Annotated in this window: 13 protein-coding genes; 2 read left to right on the plus strand and 11 right to left on the minus strand. The window is 65.6% G+C overall.

What is annotated here, in order from left to right:
* Window positions 1-18: 18 nt before the first annotated feature.
* The 5 genes from V3388_RS00430 to folE form a co-directional block, all read right to left on the minus strand.
* Complete coding sequence (locus tag V3388_RS00430; RefSeq protein WP_442915591.1) at window positions 19-2,292, minus strand: putative bifunctional diguanylate cyclase/phosphodiesterase; 2,274 nt, start codon at window positions 2,290-2,292, stop codon at window positions 19-21.
* Between the two features lie 57 nt (window positions 2,293-2,349).
* On the minus strand, window positions 2,350-3,648 hold the full coding sequence (locus V3388_RS00435; RefSeq protein ID WP_336365549.1) for an HD-GYP domain-containing protein: 1,299 nt from the start codon (window positions 3,646-3,648) through the stop codon (window positions 2,350-2,352).
* A gap of 114 nt (window positions 3,649-3,762) precedes the next feature.
* The gene (locus tag V3388_RS00440) at window positions 3,763-4,194 is read right to left on the minus strand and encodes a CoA-binding protein (RefSeq protein ID WP_336365550.1); all 432 of its coding nucleotides are present in this window, start codon (window positions 4,192-4,194) and stop codon (window positions 3,763-3,765) included.
* A gap of 99 nt (window positions 4,195-4,293) precedes the next feature.
* Entirely contained in the window at window positions 4,294-4,668 is a 375-nt protein-coding gene (gene folX, locus V3388_RS00445) for a dihydroneopterin triphosphate 2'-epimerase (RefSeq protein ID WP_336365551.1), read from the minus strand.
* A 22-nt stretch (window positions 4,669-4,690) separates the two neighbouring features.
* Window positions 4,691-5,260 carry a GTP cyclohydrolase I FolE gene (folE, locus tag V3388_RS00450; RefSeq protein ID WP_336365552.1) on the minus strand — a complete coding sequence of 190 codons (570 nt, stop codon included), beginning with the start codon at window positions 5,258-5,260 and terminating at the stop codon, window positions 4,691-4,693.
* A 192-nt stretch (window positions 5,261-5,452) separates the two neighbouring features.
* Between folE and V3388_RS00455 the strand changes: the two genes are divergently transcribed.
* Window positions 5,453-6,370 carry an alpha/beta fold hydrolase gene (locus V3388_RS00455; RefSeq protein ID WP_336365553.1) on the plus strand — a complete coding sequence of 306 codons (918 nt, stop codon included), beginning with the start codon at window positions 5,453-5,455 and terminating at the stop codon, window positions 6,368-6,370.
* On the opposite strand, the gene V3388_RS00460 is transcribed toward V3388_RS00455, so the two are convergent.
* The gene (locus V3388_RS00460) at window positions 6,276-7,367 is read right to left on the minus strand and encodes a GGDEF domain-containing protein (protein WP_336365554.1); all 1,092 of its coding nucleotides are present in this window, start codon (window positions 7,365-7,367) and stop codon (window positions 6,276-6,278) included. The two genes, V3388_RS00455 and V3388_RS00460, sit on opposite strands and share 95 nt — an antisense overlap.
* Before the next feature lie 183 nt (window positions 7,368-7,550).
* On the opposite strand from V3388_RS00460, the gene V3388_RS00465 reads away from it, so the two are divergent.
* Window positions 7,551-8,633, plus strand: a complete 1,083-nt coding sequence (locus V3388_RS00465; RefSeq protein WP_336365555.1) for a patatin-like phospholipase family protein — start codon at window positions 7,551-7,553, stop codon at window positions 8,631-8,633.
* Window positions 8,634-8,646: 13 nt separating this feature from the next.
* Here the strand turns inward: V3388_RS00465 and V3388_RS00470 are convergent, their stop codons facing one another.
* The 5 genes from V3388_RS00470 to V3388_RS00490 form a co-directional block, all read right to left on the minus strand.
* The gene (locus tag V3388_RS00470) at window positions 8,647-9,621 is read right to left on the minus strand and encodes a PAS domain-containing protein (protein ID WP_336365556.1); all 975 of its coding nucleotides are present in this window, start codon (window positions 9,619-9,621) and stop codon (window positions 8,647-8,649) included.
* Between the two features lie 189 nt (window positions 9,622-9,810).
* On the minus strand, window positions 9,811-10,620 hold the full coding sequence (znuB, locus tag V3388_RS00475) for a zinc ABC transporter permease subunit ZnuB (RefSeq protein ID WP_336365557.1): 810 nt from the start codon (window positions 10,618-10,620) through the stop codon (window positions 9,811-9,813).
* A complete protein-coding gene (gene znuC, locus V3388_RS00480; RefSeq protein WP_336365558.1) occupies window positions 10,607-11,380 on the minus strand; it encodes a zinc ABC transporter ATP-binding protein ZnuC in 774 nt (257 codons plus the stop codon). The genes znuB and znuC overlap by 14 nt, the downstream gene beginning before the upstream one ends.
* A complete protein-coding gene (locus tag V3388_RS00485; RefSeq protein WP_336365559.1) occupies window positions 11,373-11,864 on the minus strand; it encodes a Fur family transcriptional regulator in 492 nt (163 codons plus the stop codon). The genes znuC and V3388_RS00485 overlap by 8 nt, the downstream gene beginning before the upstream one ends.
* 91 nt (window positions 11,865-11,955) lie before the next feature.
* Complete coding sequence (locus V3388_RS00490; protein WP_336365560.1) at window positions 11,956-12,417, minus strand: chemotaxis protein CheW; 462 nt, start codon at window positions 12,415-12,417, stop codon at window positions 11,956-11,958.
* Window positions 12,418-12,421: the final 4 nt, after the last annotated feature.

The following is a 12,421-nucleotide window of genomic DNA, read 5'->3' on the forward strand; positions in this document are numbered from 1 at the left end:
AAGGCCTGTTGTCCGCGGTTACAGCCCGGTACCCTCGGGCAACCCCGTTAGCAGAATGCCCTCCGCCAGGGCCTTCTCCAGATCCCCGGCCGGCAGTGGGTGGCTGATCAGATAGCCCTGGGCCATGTTACAGCGATGATTGCGCAGGAAGTTTAGCTGCGCCTCCGTCTCCACACCCTCAGCAATCACCTGGATGCCCAGGTTATGGGCCAGATTGATCACCGCCCGGGTAATCACCGCATCGTCGTAGCGCTCCGTCACCTCGGTAATGAACGACCGGTCGATCTTCAGCAGATCGACCGGGAAGTCCCGGAGGTAGCCCAGGGACGAATAGCCCACGCCAAAGTCATCGATGGCCAGCTGCACCCCGAGCCCCCGGAGCCGGTTCAACTGATTACGATTGCGCTCGAGGTTTCGGATGAATATCTCCTCGGTCAGCTCGATTTCCAGCTGATCCGCCGACTGGCCCTCGGCCGCCAGCGCGTCCCGGATGTGATCCACCAGATGCTCATCGTCCAGCTCCCGACCAGACAGGTTCACCGCGATGCGCAGGTGTTCGCAGGCTGTGCCCTTCCAGCGAGCCAGCTGGCGACAGGCCGCCATCACCACCCAGCGACCGATCTCGGTAATACGACCGCTCTCTTCTGCCAGGGGGATAAACTCCACCGGAGGCAGCAGGCCCCGCACCGGATGGCGCCAGCGAATCAACGCTTCCACGCTGTGAATCTCACCGGAATCCAGATCCAGCTGGGGCTGATAGAACAGCACGAATTCTTCGTTGGCCAGGGCCTTGCTCAAGTCCTTGTCCAGCTCCAGACGCATCACCTCGCGGTCCTGCATCCCCTCGGTGTAGAACTGGTAGGTGTCCCTGCCCTGATCCTTGGCCCGGTACAGGGCAATGTCGGCGTTGCGCAGCAGCGCGTCGGCATCCAGGCCGCTTTGCGGATACACGGCAACGCCCATGGTGGCGGTAATGCTGTGGTCCTCGCCCTGAATCAGGAACGGCTCGGCAAAGCTTTGCTTGATCTGGCCCAGCAGCTTGATGACATCGTCGATGTCGTCCAACTGCTGCTGGCACACCATGAACTCATCGCCGCCGGAGTAGGCCACCAGCACCCGCTCATCGCTCAGGCTGTTGAGCCGTTCGGACACCTTGATCAGCAGCTCGTCCCCGAACTGATGGCCGAGCGTATCGTTCAGCATCTGGAAGCGGTCCAGATCGATCATGATCAGCGCCACCTGACGCATCTGCCGGTCGGCGATACTGAGGGTGTGGGCAAGGTCTTCCATGAAGAACCGGCGGTTGGCCAGGCCGGTCAGGGCGTCCGTGGACTCGAGGCGGGCCAGGTCCTGCTGCATCAATTTACGCTGGTCGATTTCCTGTTCCAGCTCCTGCCGGGTTTTCAGCAGGGCCTGGTTGCGCTTGAGAATCAGCTGGACCAGCAAGGTGGTGAGGCTGGTGAGCAGGCCCATGAACAGCACCGTGCCGAAGGTCAGCCATGGCCAGGCGCTGCGCTGGGCCTCAACCCATTGGTCGGTGGGCTCAACGGTGAGCGTCCAGTCCAGGGACGGTAGTGACACCGGTGCGGTGGCCCGGTAGCCGGAGTGGGGCTGCACAGCGCTGGAATGGTTGAGCGTGTAGCTGAGCCGGTCGCCGTTGTGGATATCGACACGAAAATCCCGGAGCACCCGTTTGTCCAGCAGTTGCTCGGCCAGCACCTTCATGCGGAACACGCCGGCAATAAAGCCCCGGTTGTTGTCGCCGGTGCCCACGGGTGCATAAATCACCATGCCTTTGCCGCCCTGGTGCAGTTCAATCACATCGGAGATGTCATAGCGCCCGGAGGCCCTGGCCGCCTCCAGCGCCTGGCGGCGCTGTTCAGAAAAGGCGACATTGAATCCAACGACGTTTTCATTGTCCGCCATCGGCTCCAGCCAGCGGACGATGAACTGGGGATCAATCCACTCAATGGCCTGGTACACGCCAAAGTCGGCGAGGTACTCCCGGGCATCCTGGCGCCAGGTGGTTTCCGTCATATCCGGGCTGACATTGAGGCGGGCGGCCATCCGGCGGATCGCCTCGGCGTGGATCTGAAATTCCCGTTCCAGCAGGCCGGCCATGGCCTCGGCCTCGTTGGTGAGGTTGGCCTGGATCTGGGCCCGGTCCTGCTGCACCAGGCCCAGCTTCAGGGTGGTGGCCAGGGCCAGGAATACGAGGGCAATCAGGGCGGCGAAGCCGGGATGCAAAAGCACCCGGGCAAGGGTCTTGCTGGACGTTACCGACACGTTCACTGGCTTCCCCGCAGTGGCCATACAACTGCCAGCTTAACGGCAGACCAGGATGAGAGTTTACGCATTATAACCTGCGTCCTTGGTCAACTGGGCAATTCTGTCCCTTAGGGACATTCCGTGGGCGCCATCCGGCAACCCGCCGGCAATTTCCCGGGCCGGGCTGCCGGCGCTCGCCGGCGCGGACAGATCCACAATGTGAGGCGTCACCGGCTGTTTGTCCGGTCCCATAAGCACCTCTACCTTGGGCGCCAGCTTGCGGCCTGGGTGAGTGGCCACCACCAGTGCGACCTCTCCGGTGTTCAGCTCCACCAGACTGCCGGCGGGATAGAGGCCGATCATCCGGATGAACGCTTCCACCATGGCGGCATCAAACTGCTGGCCCCGGTTGCGGTAGAGCACCCGAATGGCTTCCGCCGTGGGCAGCCCGTCCCGGTAGCAGCGGTCGCTGGTCATGGCATCGAAGGCGTCGACAATGGACACCAGCCTGGCAAACCGGCTGATCTGCCAGTCCGCCAGCTTCTGCGGGTAGCCGTGGCCATCGATGCGCTCGTGGTGGTGCAGGGTGACGTCGGCGACGATGGGGTCCAGGGAGGTGTCGGACCGGATCAGCTCATGGCCCAGGTTGGTGTGCTCCCGCATGACCCGGTATTCGTCCGGGCTCAGGGCCCCGGGCTTGTTGAGAATGTGCGCCGGCACCCGAAGCTTGCCCAGATCATGGAGCAGGCCGCACTGGCCGATAATGTCCAGGTCCTCGTCCGGCACCCCCAGAAAGCGGGCGAAGGCGATGGAGAAAATGGCCACCCGCAGGCAGTGCTCGGCGGTGTAGGCGTCCCGGTGCTTGATCCGGCTGATCCAGAACATGGCGCCTGGATTGGCCTTGATGCTCTCGACACAGGCCTGCAGGGCCGGCCGGGCTTCCGCGAGGTTCAGATCGTTACCTGCCTCGATGTCCTGCACCACCCGCTCCACGAAGGATTGGGTACGGGTCCAGGCGGCCTGGGCGGCGGGCAGTTCGGCGGTGAGCGGGCGGGCTTCCGGCAGCGGCTCGTTGGCCCGGGCCTTGCGCGCGGCGACGGCATCGAGGGCGGAGGCCAGTTTGTCCTGCTCGTCCTCCACCAGCACCCACTCGCAGTGCTGGCGCAGGATGCGGGCTTCCCGCTCGCTGCTCAGCACAAAGCCCTGGAACAGCACTGGTACCTCGGTCCAGGGACGGTCAAGTTTGACAACGCGCATGCCCGGTTCGAGCAGGTCCACCGGTAATCTCACCCGATGTGGGGTAATGCCGCTGGCCATCGCACCGGACGGTGTCCGTTCGGCGCGGGAGGGCGTAGTGCTGGGGGAACGACGAGACCGCATGGCGTTGACCAGACTGTGTGGGTAGCGCCTGGCATTATGACACGCGAAAAACACGCGAGACAGGTCCGCCGGCCGGCAAATCACCGGTTCGTGATTCTGTTCCCGTCTGTCCGGTCAGGCGGCAGGGGTGTGCACCCCAAGGCGGGGAATTTCCTGCTTCGGGCACCGGTCCATGACCACCCGCAGGCCCGCCGCCTCGGCTCGCGCGGCGCCGGCGGAATTGATCACGCCAATCTGCATCCAGACGGCCGGGATGCCCAACTCGATGGCGGCATCAATGATCGGGTCGGTGCGTTCCGGGGCCAGGAACAGATCGGCCATGTCCACCGGTACCGGCAGGTCCTTCAATTCGGCGACCACCGTTTCCCCCAGCAGGGTCTTGCCGGCAAGCCGGGGATTTACCGGGATCACACGGTAACCCTGCCTCTGCAGGTACGCCATGACGTCGTGGGAGGGCCGGTGGGTTTTCTCGCTGGCGCCCACCAGGGCGATGGTACGCACGTTCTCGAGCAGGCTTCGAAGCTGATCTGGGGAAGACAGGGGCATACCGGCGACTCCGGTCTCAGGCGATGGGTGACACGGGATGGGGCGCTTGGCAAGGCCCGGCGCTGTTGGCCGGAAGGCGCCCGGCCCCGTGCCGGACGCTCAGCGACGGGCTTCCAGGGCAACCGACACCGATTCCGCGTAGCGTAGCGCATGGGGCTTGTCGATTTCCACCCGCGCCCACTGCACCGGTGCGTGGCTCATGACGATGCCCAGAACCTCGTGGGTCAGCCGCTCCAGCAGGGCGAACCGCTGGCCATCCACGTGGGCGATGACCTGCTTGGTGATGGTCCGATAGTTGAGCGCAGCGGAAATTTCATTGCGCTCGATGGCCTCGGTGGCGTCGTAGGTCAGCTCGACGTTGATCACCACGTCCTGCTGGTTATTGATCTCTTCTTCCTTGATGCCGATGTACGCCCGCAGCAGCAGGTCCTTGATGCGGACGCGGGCTTCCGGGTATTCACGGGTATCGGTCATGGGCTCTCCGCGAGTCTGGTAATCAGCGGGCGTTGCTGATCAGGTTGAGGAATTCGGTGCGGGTGGCCTGGGACTTGCGGAACTGACCCAGCATCATGGAGGTCTTCATGCTGGAATTCTGCTTCTCCACGCCCCGCATCATCATGCACATGTGGCGGGCCTCAATGACCACCGCCACACCTTTCGCGTTGGTGACCTGCTCAACGGCCTCGGCAATCTGCCGGGTCAGGTTCTCCTGGATCTGCAGGCGCCGGGCGTACATATCCACAATCCGGGCGAACTTGGACAGACCCAGCACCTTGCCCTGGGGCAGGTACGCGATGTGACACTTGCCGATAAACGGCAGTACATGGTGCTCGCACATGCTGTACAACTCGATGTCCTGGATCACCACCATTTCGTCCATGGTGGATTCGAACACCGCGCCGTTCACGAGGTCGTTGAGGTCTTGCTGGTAGCCCCGGGTCAGGAACTGCATGGCCTTGGCCGCGCGCATGGGCGTGTCCTGCAGGCCCTCGCGTTCCGGATCTTCCCCCAGGCCCTGGAGAATGGCCCGGTAGTGGCCGCTGATATCGTTGAGGGAGTTGCTCATAATCGTATCCGGTCTGGCTTAAGGTTCAGGGGCCAAAAGCTTAAGGCAATTTGTCCACCATCTCCACGATTTACGGACCGCGCGGGCGGCCGGACCACTGCGTTTCTGACGAACCGTTCACACCCGTCCCATGGCGGCAAACGGCGCCTTGGGCTAAAGTCTGAGTCTCAGTTTGGTCGCCGGGAAAAATGCATGGAGCAGATCATGACCGGGCGCGCGGGCGCGGCGTTGGCCGCCTCCGAGGGACGCCTTGAATCGTGGCAGGAACGGGGGTGCTGGTTCCGGTACGGCGAGCACGCCATCTTCAGCCGCATGGCCGGTCGTGGTGAGCCGCTGGTGCTGCTGCACGGCTTTCCGACCGCCAGTTGGGACTGGCACCGGCTGTGGCCAATGCTGTGCCAGCAGTACACCGTCTACACCTTGGATCTGCTGGGCTTTGGCCTGTCCGATAAACCGCTGGGCTACGGGTACAGCATCGAAGACCAGGCGGACCTTGTGCAGGGCTGGCTGGCAGGCCTGGGCCTGGGTCGGGTGCACCTGCTCACCCACGACTACGGCAACAGCGTCGCCCAGGAACTGATGGCCCGGGAGCAGGAAGGGCAATTGCCGTTCGGCCTCGACAGCGTGTGCTTTCTCAACGGCGCGCTGTTCCCGGAAATGCACCGCCCCCTGCTGATCCAGAAAGTCCTTCACAGCCGCTTTGGCGGGCTGATCAGCCGGGCCCTGGGCCGCCGGGCCTTCGAACACAGTTTCCGACAGCTGTTTGGTAGCCAGAATCCGCCGGACGATCAGGACATGGACGATTTCTGGATGCTGGTGACCTACAACAACGGACGGGCCGTGTTGCCAGACCTCATCCGCTTCATGGAGGAACGCCGGCTGCACCGCAACCGCTGGGTGGGGGCGCTACAGGCGGCCCGTCAGCCCCTGCGGCTGATCTCCGGCGCCGCCGACCCGGTCTCGGGGGCCGCCATGGCCGCCCGTTACCGGGAACTGGTGCCAGGCGCCGACGTGGTCAGCCTTCGACACGTGGGTCACTACCCGCACTTTGAACATCCGTGGGAGATGTTTTCGGCGTATCAGGCGTTTCAGCGCTCCGTTCGGCGTTGATCACCTGGTTCCGGCCCCGGGCCTTGGCCTCATACAGCGCCTGATCGGCCCGGTTGAGCCACACCGACCAGGTCTCGCCCCGATTGACTTCGGCAACGGCAGCGCTGGCGGTCAACCGGATGTTGTCCAGGAACGGCCGACCGCTGACCGCCGACAGCAACTGCTGCGCCAGGCTGTCCGCATCCCGCTGGCGGGTTTCCGGCAGCACCACCATGAATTCCTCGCCGCCGATGCGGAACAGCTGGTCGCTCTCCCGCAGCCTTTTACGCAGGCGCCGGGTCATTTCCTTGAGCACCTTGTCCCCGGCCAGGTGGCCCCACTGGTCGTTGATCGCCTTGAAGTAATCCAGGTCCAGCAGGATCAGGCTGGAAACCCGCTCGTAGCGTTCCCGCATCTGAATCTGCTGGTTCAGGATGTCGGCCAGTTGGGACCGGTTCAGGCAACCCGTCAGCGGATCGGTGGTGGCCAGGCGGGTCAGCTCCTGCTGCAGACGCCCCACCAGCCAGGCAAAGACCCCGGAGAAGATGCAGGTGAGGCCCAGGGAAAAGGTGATGCGCCAGAAGTCGGCGACCGGGAACTTCACGAACGACACCGCGGACATCACCGTCACGAACAGGGTGTTGGTGACGATGGCCTCCCGTAGCGGCAGCAGGAAAAACAGCGCGGCCGCCGCCGGGTAAGACCAGTAAAGACCTGCGTGGCCATTGATCGCCGTCGAGTAGGTGGCACTGACCACCGCCAGCAGCGGAAACAGTCGACCCTTGAGAAAGTAGGTGTTTCGCCAGCGAAGGAACACAATCACCAGCACGGCGTTCAGGCAGAACAGCACCAGCAGCCACGACAGCAGAAGATGCCCCGCCCGCCATTGCACCATCACCAGCGGGGCCACCGCGACAAACGCCCAGAAGTGCAGGTGGTAGACCAACTGTTTCTTGAAACCCAACACCGCGAGGGTAGGCGTGGGCGCCAGGGAAGCCGTAGGGGGAAAAACGTTCACGCATCGCTCCTGCGTTCGGCCGGCGTTCCTTGACGCGGATCCTGGACGGTCGACCCGGGCCAGTGCCGGACCGTTTCCCTTACTTAAGCAGAAAGCCGGGCCGGAGGCCATCTCTTCCTGCCCGCACTTGGTCTGTCGCCTGGCGCTCCGGTAGACTTCCGGCATTCGCCATCGGAGCCAGACATGACTGCACTGCACCTGCGCCAGCCGGCGCTCACCCTAAAAGCCGGTTACCGGGCGCTCCAGCGACTGCGGGAGGCGCCCTTGACGCCGGCGGACGTCCACGTCATTCCGGGCGCTGCCGGCGGCCCCAAAGCCCTCGGCCTGACCGGGCTGGACAAAGCTGTTTTTGGGCAGTGGCTGCCCAGGGTGCCGCAGCAGCGGGCGCTGATCGGCTCCTCCATTGGCAGCTGGCGGTTTGCCGCCGTGGCCTCCTCGGACGACCCCGCCGTCCAGCTGGAGCGGCTGGCGGAGCTGTACATCAGCCAGCGTTTCGACCGGGGCGTCACCGCCGAAGAAGTCACCCGCAAAAGCGATGAGTTCCTGGCGTCGCTGCTGGCGGGCCGGGAACAGCAAGTGCTCGACCACCCGTGGTACCGTTTGGGCATTCTGGTGGTGCGCAGCCACGGCCGGCTGGCGGACGATCGGCGGGGCCGGCTGCTGACCGGATTGGCCCAGGTGGTGGCCGCCAACCTGGCCGGTCGGCGCCATCTGGGCCGGTTCATGGACCGGGGGCTGGTGCAGGACCCCCGCAGCCCCGTGCCGCTGGCAGACCTGACCGATTTCCCCACCCATCGCATTGAACTGACCGCCGAGAACCTGCGGCCGGCCCTGCTGGCGTCCGCGTCCATTCCCCTGGTGATGTCCGGGGTCCGGGACCTGCCGGGCGCCCCCGCCGGCGTTTACCGGGACGGCGGCCTGCTGGATTACCACCTGGACCTGCCCTACCAACAGCCGGGCATCGTGCTGTTTCCCCATTTCACCGACCGGGTAGTGCCGGGCTGGTTCGACAAGGCCCTGCGCTGGCGTAAGGGCACCGCCGAACACCTGAAGGATGTGCTGCTGGTGGCGCCCTCGCCGGAGTACCTGGCCGCGCTGCCGGACGGCAAGCTGCCCGACCGGCGGGATTTCGAACGCTACGCTGGCAACGACGCCGGCCGGGAGCGGGCCTGGCGCCGGGCGGTGGCCGAGAGCGAGCGGCTGGGAGAGGCGTTTCTGGAGGGGCTGGAGACCGGGAGGCTGATGGATTGGGTGCAGCCTCTTTAACCGGCAGCGGTCGTCAGCCGCTCTGTTGCGCAAACGGATTGGCCAGAGCGGTCAACCGATAGCCGGTGAGTGCCTGGTCGACGGCCGTGGTCGCCCGCAGCCGAACGGTCACGGGCACTGTGCGACCGTCTGCGTGGCGCAGGCTCAGGTCCAGCCGTTCAATCTCGCCGCTGTTGCGGGCGGCGGCCAGGGTGCGCCGGAAGTTGTCCGTGGTGCTCCCCTCTGCCTGAGCGATATGCCCCGTAAAGGGTTGGCCGACCAGGTCCGCCGGCGCCTGCCCGAGCAAGTCCGCGCTCTGGGGCGACACGAAACCGATCACGCCGTCCGGGTCCAGCTCACACACCAGGGCCCCGGACAGGGCCACCAGGTCCCGACTGCGGCTTTCGGCGTCGTTCAGGGCCTGGCGTAGGACGGTCTTTTCCACCTGAAGGGCGGCCAGCTGCCGTAACAGCTGCTGGTTGGCGCCGTCCCGTCGGGCCAGGGTCTGATACAGCCGGGCGCGCCACCGGCACAGGATCAGCGCCAGGGCTGCGAAGGCGACGGTCAGCACGCCGCCGGCCAGCCATGCCCGGGTCTGGGCGCGTTGGGCCGGCGCCCACGACGGGTCCGCCGGGGCGGTGGTGACGAGCCAGTGGTAACCCGGGCCGTGCACCTCGGTTCGCAGAGATCGCTCTGGTGCTGGCTGCTCAGGCAGTTGCCGTTGCCACAGGGGCGATTTGGTGTGCCGGTCCAGGGTGTCGATGCGAAGGCCGACGTCGGCGGGAAGCGTGCTGGCAAACACACCGCTCAGCCAGCGCTTCACCGGTTCTTCCGGGCCCGGGGGAGCGGCCAGGGTGCGAGCCAGCAACTCTTTGACCAGGCGTTCGTGGGTGGCGTCAAGATGGCTCGCGGCCAGAGTGTTGGCGCGGTCGGCGGCCAGCCTGGCCTGCCAGAAGGTCAGGCCGGCGCCGGTGAGCAGGATAAGCAGCGCCAACCATGCGCCAGGCAAGCGCCCCCGCCGCCCGGTATCAGAGGCTGGGAGAGGGTCGGGCCGGTCAGAAGCGGTGTCCAAGGGCGCGAAGCCTCGTGTCTAACGTTCGGAGCGAGCGTGTCGCCTCAACCTTAGCCTACTTCTGAAATATCGACCACTTTGGCGTCAGGCCGGGCAGACGGCCGCGTTCGAGCTGTCTTTGACGGCTCAGGCCGAACGGGCGGTGGCGGCCTGGGTCAGCAGAAAGGCCACAAACGCCGCCACCACCACCGATGGGCCGGCCGGGGTATCCAGGGTCCAGGACAGGGCCAGCCCGCCGCCCACGGCCAGCCAGCCATAGCCCACCGCCAGGACCGCCATGCGCTCGGGGGTGGCGGCCAGGCGCCGGGCGCTGGCGGCGGGGATGATCAGCAGCGCGGTGATCAGCAACACGCCGACCATCTTCATGGCCACCGCGATCACCAGGGCAAACATCAGCATCAGCACCAGCCGCAACCGTTCCACCGGCACGCCTTCCACCCGGGCCAGCTCCTCATGAACGGTGGCCATCAGCAGCCCCCGCCAGAACCGGGCCAGCACCAGCAGCACCAGCGCGGCGCCGCCGTAAATCCAGATCAGATCCTGGCGGTTCATGGCCAGCAGATCGCCAAACAACAGGCCGTTCAGGTCCACCCGGACCGAGGGCATGAAGCTCAGGGTCACCAGGCCGATAGCGAGGGCGCTGTGTGCCAGGATGCCGAGCAAGGTGTCGGTGGCCAGGGAGCGGGAGCGGCTCAGCGCCACCAGCACCAGGGCCAGGGTGACGCACAGCGCCATCACCCCGAGGTTCACCGGCAGGCTGAGCAGCAGGCTGAGCACAATCCCAAGCAGCGCGGAGTGGGCGAGGGTATCGCCGAAATACGCCATCCGCCGCCAGACCACGAAGCAGCCCAGGGGCCCGGCTACCAGGGCAATGCCGACGCCGCCGATCACTGCGCGCCAGAAAAAATCGTCCAGCAGGGCGTCAAACGGGGTCATGGGAGCAGTGTCCTGGGGCGTGTGAGTGGCCGACCACGTTGCCGTGCAGGTCGTGGCCGTGGTTGTGGTGGTGATGGTACACCGCCAGGGATTCTGCCACCGGCCGGCCAAAGGTCTCGATAAAGGACGGGTCCCGGGAGATGTCCGCCGGAAACCCGCTGCAGCACACGTGCTGGTTCAGGCAGATGACTTTGTCGGTGGCCGCCATCACCAGGTGCAGATCGTGGGAGATCATCACCACGCCGCAGTTCAGCTCGTCCCGGACATCCCGGATCAGGTTGTACAGGGCGGCCTGGCCGTTGATGTCTACGCCCTGGGCGGGCTCGTCCAGCACCAGCAGATCGGGCCGCCGCACCAGCGCCCGTGCCAGCAGCAGTCGTTGGCGTTCGCCCCCGGACAGGCGCTGGACGGCCGATTCGGACAGGTGGCCGATGCCGGTGCGGGCGAGGGCCTGCTGGCAGGGCCCGTCACCGTGGCCACTCAGGGCCATGAAACGGCGGACGGTCAGCGGCAGTGTGGGTTCGATGTGCAGCTGTTGTGGCACGTAGCCGATCACCAGATCGCTGGCCCGGACCACCTGCCCGGCGGTGACGGGCTGCAAGCCTACAAGGGCTTTGATCAGGGTGGTCTTACCGGCACCGTTGGGGCCGATCACCGTGAGGATGTCGCCCCGATGCACGCTCAGGTGCACGTCCCGGACCACGTCGCGGCCGTCAAAACGCACCGTCACGCCCTTCACACTCACCAATGGATCAGTCATCGACAGCCTCTGTCTGGCAGGTGGGGCAGAGCCCGGACACTTCCAGGGTTACGTCCTCGGCCTGGAAGTGGGCGTCGCCGGCGGCGGCTTCGACCGCCGCATTGACGGGAGGCGCGGTCAACTCGAGCACGTTTCGGCACCGGCGGCAGATCAAAAACAACCCGCGATGCCGCTCGCCGGCGTGGCTGCAGCCAACAAACGCGTTCAGGGAGGCAATCCGGTGCACCAGCCCGTGCTGCTGCAGGAATTCCAGCGCCCGGTACACCGTCGGTGGCGCGGCGTGCTGACCCCCGCGGGCCAGTTCCGCCAGTACATCGTAAGCGCCAAGCGGCCGGTGAGATTGCCAGACCAGGGCCAGCACCCGCTCGCGGATGGCGGTCAGGCGGGCATTGCGCTGCTGACAGAGAACCCTGGCGTGGTCCAGGGCGGCATCAATGCAGGCGTTGTGGTTGTGGGGGCGGTAGGCCAGGGGCGAACGTGCCATGAGGGAACTCCGGGAAATAATGAAACATTATAACATTTCCCGGCGTCGTCGCCAGAGCGGTCAGAAAAGTGGCCGCCAGGGTCGGTATTGCTCAGCGCCGGACCTCGGCGGCCAGGGATTCGAGGTATTCCAGATTGGGAATCCAGGCGTTCTCCCCGTCCACGGACACGCTCATCAGGTCCGCCGGCCCCGGCTCCCCGTCTGCCGGATGCAGGTCTTCCTCGGTCAGCCGGGCCTGGCTGGGGATGCCCTGGGTGACCAGGGCCATGAACGGAACGCTCTGGTGATGTTCGCCAATGGTGTTGAGCACCACGATGCGGCCCCGGTTGTCGCCGGGCACGGCCAGGGTGCCGCCGTTGGCGGCGTCGTAGGACACCACCGGGAGCGTCAGGCCGCGCCAGGGCAGATAACCCACCAGCCAGTCCGGCGACCGGGGGCCTGCATCCTCGCCCTGATAGTCCACCACTTCGGCGATGGACACGTTGGGCAGCAGGAGCTGGCGGTCGTTCACAGGGATCATCACGCAGGAAAGCAGTTGGCGGTTGTCGCTCATGGCG

Origin of the sequence: Marinobacter sp. C2H3, assembly GCF_037080155.1 — a bacterium.
In the GTDB taxonomy this organism is placed as follows: Bacteria; Pseudomonadota; Gammaproteobacteria; order Pseudomonadales; family Oleiphilaceae; genus Marinobacter.

Coding starts and splice junctions, on each gene's coding strand:
- V3388_RS00435 (WP_336365549.1), bottom strand. CDS start 3,648: ATGCGGTCTCGTCGTTCCCCCAGCACTACGCCCTCCCGCGCCGAACGG.
- V3388_RS00440 (WP_336365550.1), bottom strand. CDS start 4,194: ATGCCCCTGTCTTCCCCAGATCAGCTTCGAAGCCTGCTCGAGAACGTG.
- folX (WP_336365551.1), bottom strand. CDS start 4,668: ATGACCGATACCCGTGAATACCCGGAAGCCCGCGTCCGCATCAAGGAC.
- folE (WP_336365552.1), bottom strand. CDS start 5,260: ATGAGCAACTCCCTCAACGATATCAGCGGCCACTACCGGGCCATTCTC.
- V3388_RS00455 (WP_336365553.1), top strand. CDS start 5,453: ATGGAGCAGATCATGACCGGGCGCGCGGGCGCGGCGTTGGCCGCCTCC.
- V3388_RS00465 (WP_336365555.1), top strand. CDS start 7,551: ATGACTGCACTGCACCTGCGCCAGCCGGCGCTCACCCTAAAAGCCGGT.
- znuB (WP_336365557.1), bottom strand. CDS start 10,620: ATGACCCCGTTTGACGCCCTGCTGGACGATTTTTTCTGGCGCGCAGTG.
- znuC (WP_336365558.1), bottom strand. CDS start 11,380: ATGACTGATCCATTGGTGAGTGTGAAGGGCGTGACGGTGCGTTTTGAC.
- V3388_RS00485 (WP_336365559.1), bottom strand. CDS start 11,864: ATGGCACGTTCGCCCCTGGCCTACCGCCCCCACAACCACAACGCCTGC.
- V3388_RS00490 (WP_336365560.1), bottom strand. CDS start 12,417: ATGAGCGACAACCGCCAACTGCTTTCCTGCGTGATGATCCCTGTGAAC.